Raw genomic sequence first — 14,201 nt, 5'->3', positions numbered from 1 at the left:
CCTGTATTGGCGTAACCCTTTTTCATATAGTAAAATAATTACTATTTAGATTCTTTGTCTTTACTTTCATCTGCAGCTTTTTTAGCAGCTTCTTCATCTGCTTTTGCTTGTTCTTCACTTGTTATTGTAAAAGATTTTAATGCTTCTTTTAATTCTTTATCAGAAGTTTTAAAGTTTGCATCTTTTGCTAATTGAGCAATGATGTCTTTTAACAATGTTTGTGCTTCACCAGTTTGTGTAAGCTTGTTTAACATTGTTGTACGAATTTTTTCTTCTTCATCTTTAAATGCGCCTACATCTTTTACATCGCGCTTTTCCGTAATTTCAATTACGTGGTAGCCATAGCTTGATTTAATTGGCTCACTTAATGTGTTTAATGGAAGGGCATAAGCCGCATCATTGAATTCATCTACCATAGAACCAACTGTAAACCAACCTAACTCTCCGCCTTTTGCTGCAGAACCAGTATCAGTTGAGTATTCTTTTGCAACATCAGCAAAAGAAGCGCCACCTTTAATTTTTTCAATCGCTTCTTTCGCAGTTTTTTCATCTGCTACAAGAATATGGCGACCATTTAATTCTGTTTTCATTTGCTCATAATATTTTTTTACGTCTTCTTCTTTAATTGCTTTGTCTTTTAAAGCTTTTTCTTGAAGTAGTTGTACGCGTAAAGAATCTTTAAAGCCTTGTTCAGTTAAGCCATTTTCTGCTAATGCTTGTGCAAAGCTATCGCCGAACTGAGATGCAGTTGCATCATATTGTTCTTTAATTTCTTTATCAGTCACTTCATATTTGTCTGCTAATACTTTTTCAGTCACCATCTGTTGTAATACATAAGAACCTGTTAAAGTTTTCGCTTTTTCGTTAAAATCAGATACTGAAATATCGCCTACTTTAGATGTAACTAATGCTTTGCTATCAGCTCCACTACAAGCACCAAGAGCTAAAATTGAGGCTGCTAATGTTAAAGATAATACAGTCTTTTTCATATGGATATTCTCTCCTTAATTCATTTCGTCCATTTTTTACTATAACATAAACGTTTTAAAAACAAAATGGTTCCCCCTTGAGTATAGCCTAAATTTCAAATTTCAAAGCGCATAGGATATAGAAAAGAAAGGGGGTGAAGTTATGAGCAACGGAGGATACGGTGGTGGCGGTGGCTACGGCTCAGGCTTTGCTTTATTAGTAGTGTTATTTATTTTATTAATTATTGTTGGTGCAGCGTTCCTATACTAATTAATAAAATGCCGAAAAGCTAAGGAGATGTTCCTTAGCTTTTCTTATCAATATCTAGGCATTCGCTCCGCACGCTAGGGTCGAGGCCAAAAAATTTGGCGTCAATTAATTTCCCATTGCTGCATGGATGTTTTAAATACATGACCCGCGTGCGGACTGGCGCGGATGCATCTTCATTAGACCGCGAATAAAATTTCAACATAAAATGAAACAAGTAAAATTGTGATAAGTATATTGATAGTTCGGAATATCTTTGGTTGGTTTTCTTCGGGAATTTCACGTCGCATGCACAGTGCGTAGGTCATGCGATTGATTTGAAATAAATAGAATACCGAGAATAGAACTACAATCATTAATAGCAAGTCTATTCCTCCCCTCTTTCAGTATTATTAGCATATCAAAAAACGTCAATAAAACACAAGTACAAGCGAATCAGTTAATTGTAGGTGGTACTAAAATTTCATAGCCCTTCGGTGTTTCTTCAATTTGGGCATCTTTAGGTGAATTCAACAAATATTTCACGTAAAGAATATCAATCAAACATAAACTACAATGATACGCTAAAAGTAATGTACCGTAATGTGTATAGGCAGGTAGTAGCCATGTAGCAATAACGATACTTGTATTTAACACGATAAATGGTGCAAGTAATGCGAAAATATATCGGTTTTTAGATAATGGCTCACGGATACGCATGTGCAGTACAGGAATAAAGTAAAACTGTCTCTTTATACGTAATTTGAGATGCTGGCGTAAGTCATATAATGCTAGAAAGTGTAAACATTTATGAATAGGATAAAGCGCAAGGACGGCAATGACAAATAGCCAGAACAAATGATCAGTATAATACTCATCGTTAAATAAATTAAATGTCACATAGGACACGGAAAAGACAGTGAGAAAAACAATGACAGCCATCATTACAATACGTGTTGTTCCATAATGATGTTCAAGGTTTAAGATTTTCCAACAGTGCACGTTAAATATCAACTCCATAATAGGGAAGGTTCCTATTCAATGTAAATTGATTTCTATAAGATTGCAAGAGAAAGGAGGTATTTCAGAAATGTTTCTGAAATGCCTCCTTTTTTAGCATAAATTATCCTTTTACAGTTGAACGTTCTTCTAACGTGTCAAAGGAATCACGGAAGTGTTGAAATGAACGTTCAAAAATATCGATAAAATCTTCACCGTAAATATTACGAATAACAGCCATCACATCTAAAAATTCTGGGAAACGACCATACAAATCTTTCAAAGCTAGCGAGCCCTCAAGCACAGAATGATATGTGTTATGATAATTGCTATTCATTTCAATAATAAGGTCTGTCCCTGTTTCAGTTAGCTCTACATAAGTATTACGCTTGTCATCATCACGTTTTGAAAACTTCAGTAATCCACGTTCCTCTAACTTTTTCGAAAAGTTAAATGCTGTTGAAACGTGCATTACACCAAATTTTGCTACGTCTGAAATGGAAGCCCCTTTTAAATGATATGAAATCCACAATATATGGTGCTCGTTAATGTTTAAATCGTATGGTTTAATCCATTGTTGCCAATCTTTTTCAACTGCTTTCCATAAAGCTTTTGATAATTGTGCAATTCTTTGACTGTATAGCATTGCTTCTTTTTGAGTGTATAATTCCTCTGACAAAGCCATCACCTACTGCTTTCTTTAACGTTTTAAAATTATTATAGCAATAAAGAAAAAAAGTTTAAAGTTAGAAAAATTAAAAAATTGAAAAGTGGTTAAAAAATAACATTTTGATGATTATTTTTGGTAAAAAAATAGGTTTTGATATCCTTGTGTAAAACTTTATGCCTGCACTTTTTCTTGTGGTTTTTTCTTTTTATCTGTGAATTGTGCAACGTTTTTCTCGATTTCGTTAATTGAATTCTGTAATGCTTCTATTTCTTGTTGTAAATTATTCTTTGTCGGTTCGATTTCTTGCGTAAAGATAGTAATCGAATGTTTTAGATCATTTATTATTTGCGGTATATTATTTTTTGCTTCATTTGTTAATGTGCCCACAGATTGTTTAACGTTGTTAACTTGATGCTTTACATCTTGAAGTTTTAGTTTTGCACTATCAGTATTGGAAAGTATTGTAGAACGTAATTGTTGGCCCGATTTAGGTGTTGAGAAAAGGACAGCAATTGCGCCTCCTATAATACCTGTAGTTAATCCGATTAAAAATGGTTGTGCTTTCATAGTAAATACCTCATTTCTATATTTGTTATCTTTCTTCTATTAAACCATGAAATCAGTCGATAAAAAAAGAAAAAAGAAGCTAAACGAGTGATTTTGTCTCACTGTTTAGCTTCTTCCCTTATATTAAGGCTTAAAACGTCTTACGTCCGCGACTACATAGTAGTACTGTGCGGTTAGTGCTGTTTTATATTGCTTGCGAAATTGCTGTGTTGAATTTAGAACGCTTCACTAGTTTCGCAACGATAGGATAAATAATAACAAATGCTACGACGTTAAATGCAACAGCTGGTATTACAACCCCAACAAACAGCATTGCAAATGTTGCGCCTACGTTAGCGTTAAATACAAATAGGGCAACAGATAAAAAGACAGTACCTGATAAAATCGTACCTAATCCAACTAATACAGCGGATACAGCAAAATGATTCGTAACTTTTTTCAGCACGATAAGGATTGCTAAAAACACAAAACCTGTTACAGCTTTATCAATAATATTTGGGATAAAGCCTGCTGGGAAAGTTGTAAATAAACCTGAAAGCACCCCTGTTGATAAAGAAAGTAAAAAAGTTTCTTTTATTGAAGGGAACAATAAAATGCCGATAAACATCATCGTTAACATGAAGTCAGGCTTCATTCCATTTACCATACCTGGTGTGACCACATAAAGGGCAGCACCGACACCAACTAAAAGTGCCATTAACACTAGATTTTTTGTATTCATTTCTAATCTCTCCTCAACTATGCTAATCTATTTGTTTCCTAACGTGTCCTCCTGACCGTTAGCGAAACTTATTTGTGATTGTACGCTAAAATTGATCGTTTGACAATAGCGTTCAATGTCCAGTTAATAAGCTGTTTTGTACTAAATTGTTTGAGTGCCTGGCACTATAAATTGGCTTTAATGCTGTCGGCTACTTCTGTTAATTGTTCTGGTGTATATGTTTGTGTTTGCCAAATTAAGCCTAGGCCTTCTTTTTCATCGTAACGCGGAATAAAATGTAAGTGGTAGTGGAAAACGGTTTGTCCAGCTGCAGCACCATTGTTATTAATTGTATTCATACCAATTGGGTTAAATGCTGCTTTAATGGCATTGGCAAGTTTTGGTGCGACTGCATATAAATTACGCGCTACATCTTCTGGCATTTCAAATAAGTCCTGGCAATGGTGTTTTGGAATTAATAATGTGTGACCTTTTGCAACAGGTGAAATGTCCGTGAATGCATAGACATGTTCGTCTTCGTAAACTTTTGTACTAGGAATAGATCCATCAATGATTTTGCAAAATAGGCAATCGCTCATTCGTAAAATCCCCCTTAAATTTTTATATGTAAGTTTATTCTATCATACTCATAACTGAATCATTTGCTAATTTTTGATAAAATAATAACAAGAAGAGGAGTGAGGGTATGTCGGTATTAGAAGTGCAGCATGTGACAGGCGGTTATACTAAGAAGCCTGTTATTAAAGAATTGTCATTTACAATAGGTAAAGGAGAACTTGTCGGGCTAATTGGTTTAAATGGTGCGGGTAAAAGTACGACCATTAAACATATAATAGGAACAATGCTTCCGAAAGAAGGCAACATTCGTCTAAATGGTGTGACGTTAAAAGAAAACACGGACAAGTATCGGACAGCATTTTCATATATCCCTGAAACACCGGTTTTATATGATGAGTTAACATTGCGTGAACATCTAGAATTAACAGCAATGGCTTATGGTTTAGATGAGGCTACACTAGCGGCTCGTTCAGAAGTATTATTGAAGGAATTTCGTATGGAAAAACGCCTAAATTGGTTTCCATCGCATTTCTCAAAAGGTATGCGTCAGAAAGTAATGATTATGTGTGCTTTTTTAGTGAACCCGAGTCTGTATATAATTGATGAACCGTTTGTCGGACTGGATCCACTTGGTATTCAATCATTGCTCGATCAGATGGATACAAAGAAAAAAGAGGGTGCATCCATTTTAATGTCGACGCATATTTTATCGACAGCTGAAAAACATTGTGATCGAATTATTTTATTGCATGAAGGTCGTGTTCGAGCGCAAGGAACGATGGCAGATTTACGACAAGCGTTTGGCATGCCACATGCAACATTGGATGACCTTTATATTGCAATGACAAAGGAGCGGGACCATGAAGAACTTGCGTGATGTATGGTCCTCGCGCTTCATGCACTATATAAGTGAAGTACAAAAATATATGCAGTTTGTTTTCACTGGACATATAGCGCTTGTACTTGTGTTTCTTGTTGGAGCTGGGGGCTATCAATATAGTGAGTGGTTGAAAATCGTTGAGTCTGATTTTCCTGCTGAAGGGCTAATTGCCTTAATAATTGGTGTATTACTTGCATTTAGCCGTCCAACGACATTATTGCGTGAGCCAGACCAAGTGTATTTATTGCCATTAGAATCAAAAATGTCGCTGTATTTAAAAAAGGCAATAGCGTGGACGTTTTGGTCACAAGTTTGGATTGTGGCAATCGTTTATATCATTAGTATTCCTTTATTAAAAGCAGTAACGGAACTAACAACATCTAATATTTGGTCACTGTTTTTCCTTGTTATCGCCTTAAAGTTTGTTAGTGTGCAGGGGGAATTTAGTTATCGTTATAGTGAACGAGGTCATTATGTATGGGTAGATAGACTAATACGAGCTATTGTATTTGGTGTAACCGTATATATGGGACTACAAATGCAACTTATTCTAGCATTAATTGCAGTGATAATTGGTTGTGTCTATGTATTAGTATTTCGCAAAAAGTGTGCGAACGAGCCTGTACCATATGAGCACTTTGTAAAACTAGAACAAAATCGAATGATGAGCTTCTATCGTTTCGCGAATTATTTTACCGATGTACCACATTTACATGGAAGTATTCGACGTAGAGCGTGGCTTGACTGGTTTTATAATTTTATCCCCTATCAAAAGGGGAATGCTCAAAAGTACTTAGTGTTCCGTACGTTTATTCGTACAGATGATCATTTTTATTTATGGCTCCGATTAACTGCTATTTCCGCTGTGATTGCAGCTTTTGTAGATATTCCAGTTGTTACATGGATTGTTGCGGGTGCTCTAAGCTTTGCAACGACGATCCAGCTAAAGCAAGCATTATTAGCTAGCGGTGAGTTTCGCATGGACATGCTTTATCCATTGCCAGAGGGCGCGCGTAAAGCTGCTGTGAAGCAAGTAGTGCGTCTGACAATGATTGCTCAAGCTATTATTGTCACTCTATGCGGCGTGACACAGCCGATGTTTTATGTCACAACGATAATTATCCTTGTAGTTAGTGAAATAACGGCAAAGGTGTCAAAATCTTAAATAGGTAACTCTAATTTTATTTAAAAAAGAAAGCTCATTTTGCCTAAGAACATTAGGCGAAATGAGCTTTCTTTGTTTTATTCCACGATTTGATATTCTAGCGCGGCGCTTACCATCACTTTTGCTGCTACTAGCATACCTTTTTCATCAATATCGAATTTCGGATGGTGATGTGGTGCATATTCATCAGGAGCGGCCCCTGTGAAGAAGAATGTACCTGGTTTTTCCTCTAAATAATAGGCGAAGTCTTCGCCACCCATCGTTGCTGGAATTTCAACAACATCACAAATGTCTTGCGCGATATCGCGAACAAATAGTGTTTCTTTTTCATGATTCACAATTGCTGGATAGCCTTTGCGATAGTCTAGCTCAATTGTACAATCTTGTGCAATTTCAGTTCCGTGCACAACGCGTTTAAATTCACGTTCCATCGTTGCACGTACATCTTTGTCAAACGAACGGATAGTGCCATTTAAATAGGCTGTATCTGCAATAATATTATCTGCATTTGACGCAACGAATGAGCCAACAGTAAGAACTGCTGATTCAGTTGGAGCTACTCGACGCGCTACAAGTTGTTGCAAGTTCATGACAAGCTGAGAGCCGATAACAATAGCGTCTTTCGTTTGATGTGGATGAGCGCCATGTCCGCCTTTACCTTGAATTTTCAGTTCGAAACTATCAACTGCGGCCATAAGTGGGCCAACACGGTAGCCAATCATACCCGTCGGATGATTGGATGATAAATGTGTACCAAATATAGCGTCCACACCGTTAAGTGCACCTGCCTGTATCATACCGATAGCACCGCCTGGGTCTGCTTCCTCGGCATGTTGATGAATCAGTACATATTCACCTGCTAACTCATCTTTCATTTCCCATAAAAGTTTCCCTACTATTAATAAAGTAGCAGTATGACCATCGTGGCCACAAGCATGCATTACACCAGCTACTTTTGATTTGTAAGAAACATCTTTTTCGTCTTGAATAGGGAGTGCATCAAAATCGGCACGCAAGGCAATCCTTTTACCAGGCTTGCTACCTTTAATACGCGCAATCAGTCCATAGCCACTTACATTTGGTTCAACGGGGACACCGAGCTTTTGATAGTATTCCATAATATAGTTTGCTGTTTCTTTCTCTTGGAAGCTTAGTTCTGGATGCATATGTAGATGGCGGCGAATGGCCACCATTTCATCAAAATGAGCATCAATTTTATCGAGTATTTGTTGATTCATAAGTAAGTGCTCCTTTAGTAAAAAAAATTATGCCTCGTCGTCTTCTTTAGGGACAACGCTATAGGTTGTAACATAGGATGCGGCAGAGAAAATATTTTGTTGTCGCACACCAGTTGGTTCTTCACGTTGTGCATGTGCAGTATTATACGCTTTTGAGCTTTTCCATGCTTCAAATGAGTGTGGCCCATTCCATTGTGTCATAACAATGTACGTGTCGCCATTTAATGGACGCAATAGTCGGAACGCTACAAAACCAGGCTCGTTCTCAATTGCACGTGCGCGATTTAAAAAGCGATGTTCAAATACAGGTTTACCTTCATCTGTCACAGGAATATTATTGAAGACGAAGAAGCCGCGTTCTTCTAATTCGTTTACCGAATCTAACACTTCAAATTTACGAGGTGTAGCAAATACAGATTTCCCTTCAGTTTCATGGATGAGCACAGAATTACCTTCACCATGCATTAAAATCATATGTTCGTCAGGATACTTATTTTTCACCTGTTCCATAAACTCTCCTGTGCCAGAAGTTAAATAAATATTCATTATTTTGCCCTCCTTATAAATGTCTAATAATCAGTGATTAACTCCATTTAAGTGTAAGTTACCCGCTTTGTCAAAAAAGAAAGCATGTAGAAAGAACAATTTTATGACAATTCACTAGGAAAACTATACAATAGCAGAGGAAGCGTTTACTATTGAAAACGGATATCAATAATAATGGAATAAACAAGTGATTTTTTATGATATGAAATTCATCGAGGGGAAGGAAATAATCAATGACAACACTTTTTAATGATACACTTCTACGTGCTGCACGCGGGGAAAGGACTGAACATACACCGGTCTGGTATATGCGACAGGCAGGTCGTTCTCAGCCAGAATATCGTGCAATTAAAGAAAAATATTCATTAGAGGAAATTACACATCAACCTGAGCTTTGTGCGTATGTAACACGTTTACCAGTCGAAAACTACAATGTGGATGCAGCGATTTTGTATAAAGATATCGTAACGCCACTACCAGGTATCGGCATCGATGTAAAAATTAAAGCTGGTGTAGGTCCAGTTATTTCAAACCCAATTCGCACAGTTTCAGATGTAGAGAAATTAGGTGAGTTCAATGCAAAGGAACATACACCTTTCGTTTTAGAAACAATAAAATTACTAACAGAAGAACAGCTTAATGTACCATTAATAGGTTTTGCAGGAGCACCGTTCACATTAGCGAGCTATATGATTGAAGGCGGACCTTCTAAAAACTATAATAAAACCAAATCATTTATGGTTTCGGAACCAAAAGCATGGTTTGCATTAATGGACAAATTGGCAGACATGATTATTGCGGACGTTTCAGCGCAAGTAGAAGCAGGTGCAAAAGCGATTCAAGTATTTGACTCATGGGTAGGTGCCTTAAGTGTAGAAGATTATCGTGTGTTCATTAAACCTGTTATGACTCGTATTTTTGGCGAGTTAAAAAAAGAAAATGTACCGCTTATTCAATTTGGAGTTGGTGCAAGCCATTTAGTGAAAGAGTGGCATGATTTACCGATTGACGTTGTTGGCTTAGATTGGCGATTACCAATTAAAGATGCACGTGCAAAAGGTATTACAAAGCCTGTGCAAGGAAACCTAGACCCTTCATTATTACTTGCTGATTGGTCAGTAATAGAAAAACGAACAAAAGATATTGTCGATCAAGGCTTAGAGGTGCCAGGTCATATCTTTAACTTAGGCCATGGCGTATTCCCAGAGGTTGATCCAGCAGTATTGAAACGTTTAACAACACTTATTCATGAATATAGTGCACAACAAATTCAAGCCCGTTCTTAAAGTAAGAAAAGAGCAAATTCTATTGACGCAATTACACTCCTTTTCTGTGTAATTGCTGTTGACGTACAAAATCATACAAAAAATATAGTATAACTATTATTTAGAGGTGAAAAGGTTTATGAAAAAAGTTAAAGGTTTATTAGTAATGGCATATGGTACACCCTATAAAGAGGAAGATATTGAAACCTACTATACTCATATTCGTCACGGACGTAGACCATCTGACGAGCATTTAGAAGATTTACGTGGTCGCTACGAGGCAATCGGTGGTTTATCGCCACTGGCAGCTGCAACAGAAGCACAGGCTGAAGCTTTATGTGCGCGTTTAAATGAAGTTCAAGATGATGTAGAATACAAACTATTTATTGGTTTAAAACATATCCAACCATTCATTGAGGATGCTGTTGAGGAAATGGTTGCAGCAGGTATTAAAGAAGCGGTTTCTATCGTGCTAGCACCACATTTTTCGACTTTCTCTATTAAATCATATAATGGCCGTGCAGAAGAAACAGCAGGTGATCGCCTGAAAATTACATCTGTTGAATCTTGGTATGATGAGCCAAAGTTTATTGATTATTGGAAAGGTAAAGTGAATGAAACGTTCGATTCTATGACTGAAGAAGAACGAGAAAAGGCTTGCCTAATCGTCTCAGCACACTCACTTCCTGTAAAAATTAAAGAAATGGGCGATCCGTACGAAGACCAACTAATTGACACAGCTCGATTAATTCAAGAAGCTACGGGCGTGAAAAATGTAAAAGTGGGCTGGCAATCAGCTGGACAAACACCAGAGCCATGGTTCGGTCCTGACGTTCAAGATTTAACACGTGACCTTTATGAGCAGAATGGGTACCGTTCATTTGTATACACACCGGTAGGCTTTGTAACAGAACATTTAGAGGTGCTTTACGATAACGATTATGAATGTAAAGTTGTTTGCGATGAAATAGGTGCTAACTATTATCGTCCAGCAATGCCTAATACAGATCCGTTATTTATCGATGCTATGGTAGATGCCATTCATAAAAAATTAAGCTAAGCGAAAAGAAAGTGATGATGTTGGTGACTCTAAAAAGACGAAAGGTAGTTGTTGTTGGCGGCGGCATTACAGGCCTCACAGCTGCGTTCTATATGCAAAAACAAGCGCGCGCAAAAGGATTGCCGGTAGATATCGTACTTGTCGAGTCGTCATTACGTCTTGGCGGGAAAATCCAAACTCTTAGAAAAGACGGCTTTATTATCGAGCGTGGGCCAGAATCCTTTTTCGACCGTGAAAATCATGTCCAGGCGCTTGCGAAGGATTTAAATATTGAACATAGGATGATAACTGGAGATTCGGGGCCAACCTATATTGCCGTTGGAAGTAAATTATACCCAATTCCGAGCAATTTGATGTCTGGAGCAACGCCACATATCTCGTCATTCATTACATCAGGTTTATTTTCACTCAGCGGTAAAATTCGTGCAGCGGGGGATTTTGTCCTCCCGCGTTCAGCACGTGATGACGACCAGCCATTAGGTGAATTTTTTCGAAGAAGATTTGGTGCGGAAGTTGTAGAAAATCTCGTTGAACCTTTACTTGCAGGTACATTTGCAGGGGATATTGAGCAACTAAGCATGAGATCTACATTTCCACAGCTCTACGAATTAGAGCAAAAGTATCGTAGTTTGCTTTTCGGTATGAAACAGTCAGGGACAAATTTTTTAAGTTACAATCGGATAGCGAAGGATAAGGGGATTTTTCAAACTTTTGAAAATGGTCTTGAGACGCTTATCGAAAAACTAGAAGAATCTCTACTTCCAGGGACCGTTATGAAGGGTGTTAAAGTAGAGCAAATTGATCACAGCAAAGATGGTACTGTGCAGGTCGTATTAAATAATTTTTCGCATATAACTGCTGATGCGGTTATCATTGCAACACCATATAATGTTGCGCAAATGATGTTTAGTAATCACCAACTTTTAACAGAGTTAAATACGATGAAAGCAGCAACAATTGCAACAGTGACGATGGCATTTAAAAAAGAGCAGCTAGGTGACTTGGATGCATTGTCGTTTTTTGTCTCTAGAAATAGTGATTTTTCAATAACATCTTGTACATGGATTAATCGGAAATGGCCTAATACTACCCCTCAAGACTATGTATTATTACGGAGCTATATTGGTCGTGTAGGCGATGAAACGATTGTTGCCTTATCTGATTCAGAGATTGAAAAGACTGTATTACAAGATTTAAAGAATACAATAGGAATCGAAGGGGAACCCATGACGACGGTTGTTTCTCGTTGGAAAAATGCTATGCCACAATATACTGTAGGACATGAGGCAAAAATTGAACGGGTGAAGAAAGAACTTTATGAACACTTCCCGACAGTAAAACTTGCAGGTAGCTCCTTTGAAGGAATTTCAATTCCTGAATGCGTAGAGCAAGGGTGCAAAGTTGCAAATGAAGTTTTAAGCGAAATGTTTATACAGGAAGACTAAAAAAGTAGTACAAACTTATATTTGTATTACTCAGACTATAGACAAACTCGAAGATTTTCTAGTTTGTCTATAGTCCTTTTTTTATTTAAAATTAATATAGAGGTGATGACTACTGCCGTTGATTTCCGCTACGGACGGGCGCTTTCCGCGGGCACATCGTAAGCCGCAACCCTCGCTAACGCGCGGTTTGTTGCGTCTTACGTACTGTGCGTTCTGAGCAGGAGTCGCCCGCCCTCCACTCCAATCAACTAGTGTCAACATGCTCTTTCGAAGGAAAAAGATGAAAATACAGTACAATTATCGCACTTATAATTATATATGATAGTCGCCTGCTTTAATCTTTAAATAAATTTAGAGGTCTACTGCCGTTGATTTCCGCTACGGGCGGGCGCTTTCCGCGGGCACATCGTAAGCCGCAACCCTCGCTAACGCGCGGTCTGTTGTGTCTTACGTACCGTGCGTTCTGAGCAGGAGTCGCCCGCCCTCCACTCCAATCAACTTTATATGTATTGCTAGCAGTCTACTATAAACGAAGGAAGGGTATCGCCAATATAAATCGAGTCCGGACAGTATGGTCAAGACGAAAGTAAGAACTCATTTTTATAATAAAAAAATAACAAAAGGGATTAAGAATTCTATTCTTAATCCCTTTTGTCGACAAGCTGAAGTAGTACAAACTTATTTTTGTACTACTTATTTCTCAACAGTAGAATGTATGGAGTCATAGATTTTGAACTCATTAATTGTGTAAAGATGACCAACGTTTAAGAAATTCTATGACATGACCATACAATACCACCTGAGTTAGCGCCTCCTAGTGTTAAGGCGAGCGTTAAGCCATTTGCTTCGTAAAATAAATCGATTGTATCACCAGCTGTTAAATTAACTTCTCCAGCCAATGTTACGGTGCCACTTCCAAGAATTGCTCTAATAGTTAAGAGGGTAACTGATAAATTTAATATAGGGAATAAACCGGTAATTAAATTAGTCGTTGTATTTCTACGGATTGCAAAGGAAGGGTTAACACCTGCACCAATACCAAGACTAATGGCAGCTACTGTTGAATAGTTGATCGTTGCCTCAAAAGCATATCTTCCGGTAGTAGGAACTGTAAATATGCCTGTTGTTGGATTAAATGCTGGTGTTGTGAAATATGGTGAAGCTACACTCCAGTTACTTAAAGTAGCTGAGGTACTAACGGATAAAGTACTTAAGAAGGCAGAGAATCCTTCTGTAAACGCAGGTCCTGTTGGCCCCGTAGGTCCGAGAAGTCCTGTTGCCCCAGTAGGTCCGAGTTCCCCGGTAGCGCCGGTAGACCCTGTAGGTCCGAGTAAACCAGTATCGCCGGTAGGTCCTGTAGGCCCGAGTTCACCGGTATCGCCGGTAGGTCCAGTAGGTCCGAGTAAACCAGTCGCACCAGTAGGTCCCGTAGGCCCGAGTTCGCCGGTAGCGCCAGTGGGTCCCGTAGGCCCGAGTTCGCCGGTAGCACCAGTAGGTCCTATAGGTCCAAGAAGTCCTGTTGCCCCAGTAGGTCCGAGTTCGCCGGTAGCGCCAGTGGGTCCCGTAGGCCCGAGTTCACCAGTATCGCCGGTAGGTCCAGTAGGTCCGAGTAAACCAGTCGCACCAGTAGGCCCAGTAGGTCCGAGTAAACCAGTATCGCCAGTAGGTCCCGTAGGCCCAAGTTCGCCGGTAGCACCGGTAGATCCCGTAGGTCCGAGTAAACCAGTCGCACCAGTAGGTCCAGTAGGTCCGAGTAAACCAGTCGCACCAGTAGGCCCAGTAGGTCCGAGTAAACCAGTCGCACCAGTAGGCCCAGTAGGTCCGAGTAAACCAGTCGCACCGGTAGGCCCAGTAGGTCCGAGTAAACCAGTC

General features: G+C 38.7%; 15 protein-coding genes and 1 pseudogene. 6 read left to right on the top strand and 10 right to left on the bottom strand.

The window, feature by feature from the left end; all coding sequences use genetic code 11:
• Window positions 1-41: 41 nt before the first annotated feature.
• Window positions 42-989 (bottom strand): peptidylprolyl isomerase, encoded by a 948-nt coding sequence (locus ACQKNX_RS20625; RefSeq protein WP_427430470.1) that lies wholly within the window; start codon window positions 987-989, stop codon window positions 42-44.
• 142 nt (window positions 990-1,131) lie between these two features.
• On the opposite strand from ACQKNX_RS20625, the gene ACQKNX_RS20620 reads away from it, so the two are divergent.
• Window positions 1,132-1,239, top strand: coding sequence for a YjcZ family sporulation protein (locus ACQKNX_RS20620; protein WP_080647610.1), 108 nt, complete (start codon window positions 1,132-1,134; stop codon window positions 1,237-1,239).
• Window positions 1,240-1,415: 176 nt separating this feature from the next.
• On the opposite strand, the gene ACQKNX_RS20615 is transcribed toward ACQKNX_RS20620, so the two are convergent.
• From ACQKNX_RS20615 to ACQKNX_RS20590, 6 genes are all read right to left on the bottom strand, one after another.
• Window positions 1,416-1,601: a hypothetical protein gene (locus ACQKNX_RS20615; protein WP_010857338.1), complete on the bottom strand. Its 186-nt coding sequence runs from the start codon at window positions 1,599-1,601 to the stop codon at window positions 1,416-1,418.
• Between the two features lie 70 nt (window positions 1,602-1,671).
• On the bottom strand, window positions 1,672-2,217 hold the full coding sequence (locus tag ACQKNX_RS20610) for a DUF3267 domain-containing protein (RefSeq protein ID WP_427430469.1): 546 nt from the start codon (window positions 2,215-2,217) through the stop codon (window positions 1,672-1,674).
• 121 nt (window positions 2,218-2,338) lie between these two features.
• Complete coding sequence (locus ACQKNX_RS20605) at window positions 2,339-2,899, bottom strand: HTH-type transcriptional regulator Hpr (protein ID WP_029747195.1); 561 nt, start codon at window positions 2,897-2,899, stop codon at window positions 2,339-2,341.
• A 156-nt stretch (window positions 2,900-3,055) separates the two neighbouring features.
• Window positions 3,056-3,451, bottom strand: coding sequence for a YtxH domain-containing protein (locus ACQKNX_RS20600; protein WP_427430468.1), 396 nt, complete (start codon window positions 3,449-3,451; stop codon window positions 3,056-3,058).
• Between the two features lie 184 nt (window positions 3,452-3,635).
• Window positions 3,636-4,172, bottom strand: a complete 537-nt coding sequence (locus tag ACQKNX_RS20595; protein WP_427430467.1) for a tryptophan transporter — start codon at window positions 4,170-4,172, stop codon at window positions 3,636-3,638.
• Window positions 4,173-4,336: 164 nt separating this feature from the next.
• The gene (locus ACQKNX_RS20590; protein ID WP_340822456.1) at window positions 4,337-4,750 is read right to left on the bottom strand and encodes an HIT family protein; all 414 of its coding nucleotides are present in this window, start codon (window positions 4,748-4,750) and stop codon (window positions 4,337-4,339) included.
• 107 nt (window positions 4,751-4,857) lie between these two features.
• On the opposite strand from ACQKNX_RS20590, the gene ACQKNX_RS20585 reads away from it, so the two are divergent.
• Together ACQKNX_RS20585 and ACQKNX_RS20580 are read left to right on the top strand one after the other, a co-directional pair.
• Window positions 4,858-5,607 carry an ABC transporter ATP-binding protein gene (locus ACQKNX_RS20585; RefSeq protein WP_427430466.1) on the top strand — a complete coding sequence of 250 codons (750 nt, stop codon included), beginning with the start codon at window positions 4,858-4,860 and terminating at the stop codon, window positions 5,605-5,607.
• Window positions 5,591-6,775, top strand: coding sequence for an ABC transporter permease (locus ACQKNX_RS20580; RefSeq protein WP_427430465.1), 1,185 nt, complete (start codon window positions 5,591-5,593; stop codon window positions 6,773-6,775). Before ACQKNX_RS20585 ends, ACQKNX_RS20580 begins: the two co-directional genes overlap by 17 nt.
• 77 nt (window positions 6,776-6,852) lie before the next feature.
• Here ACQKNX_RS20580 and ACQKNX_RS20575 read toward each other — a convergent pair whose 3' ends face one another.
• Window positions 6,853-8,013 (bottom strand): amidohydrolase, encoded by a 1,161-nt coding sequence (locus tag ACQKNX_RS20575; protein WP_427430464.1) that lies wholly within the window; start codon window positions 8,011-8,013, stop codon window positions 6,853-6,855.
• A gap of 27 nt (window positions 8,014-8,040) precedes the next feature.
• Complete coding sequence (locus ACQKNX_RS20570) at window positions 8,041-8,559, bottom strand: antibiotic biosynthesis monooxygenase family protein (RefSeq protein ID WP_401014456.1); 519 nt, start codon at window positions 8,557-8,559, stop codon at window positions 8,041-8,043.
• A gap of 233 nt (window positions 8,560-8,792) precedes the next feature.
• Between ACQKNX_RS20570 and hemE the strand changes: the two genes are divergently transcribed.
• The 3 genes from hemE (at window position 8,793) to hemY (ending at window position 12,329) form a co-directional block, all read left to right on the top strand.
• The gene (gene hemE / locus ACQKNX_RS20565; protein ID WP_427430463.1) at window positions 8,793-9,845 is read left to right on the top strand and encodes a uroporphyrinogen decarboxylase; all 1,053 of its coding nucleotides are present in this window, start codon (window positions 8,793-8,795) and stop codon (window positions 9,843-9,845) included.
• A gap of 118 nt (window positions 9,846-9,963) precedes the next feature.
• Window positions 9,964-10,884 (top strand): ferrochelatase, encoded by a 921-nt coding sequence (gene hemH, locus ACQKNX_RS20560; protein WP_427430462.1) that lies wholly within the window; start codon window positions 9,964-9,966, stop codon window positions 10,882-10,884.
• Between the two features lie 14 nt (window positions 10,885-10,898).
• Window positions 10,899-12,329 carry a protoporphyrinogen oxidase gene (hemY, locus tag ACQKNX_RS20555; RefSeq protein WP_427430461.1) on the top strand — a complete coding sequence of 477 codons (1,431 nt, stop codon included), beginning with the start codon at window positions 10,899-10,901 and terminating at the stop codon, window positions 12,327-12,329.
• Between the two features lie 764 nt (window positions 12,330-13,093).
• Here the strand turns inward: hemY and ACQKNX_RS20550 are convergent.
• Window positions 13,094-14,201, bottom strand: a pseudogene (locus tag ACQKNX_RS20550) (collagen-like protein); the annotation flags it as partial.

Source organism: Lysinibacillus sp. NPDC093712, from assembly GCF_050280025.1.
GTDB lineage: Bacteria > Bacillota > Bacilli > Bacillales_A > Planococcaceae > Lysinibacillus.
The sequence above is the reverse complement of the archived record's forward strand: the minus strand, read 5'-3'. Positions and strand labels throughout refer to the sequence as shown.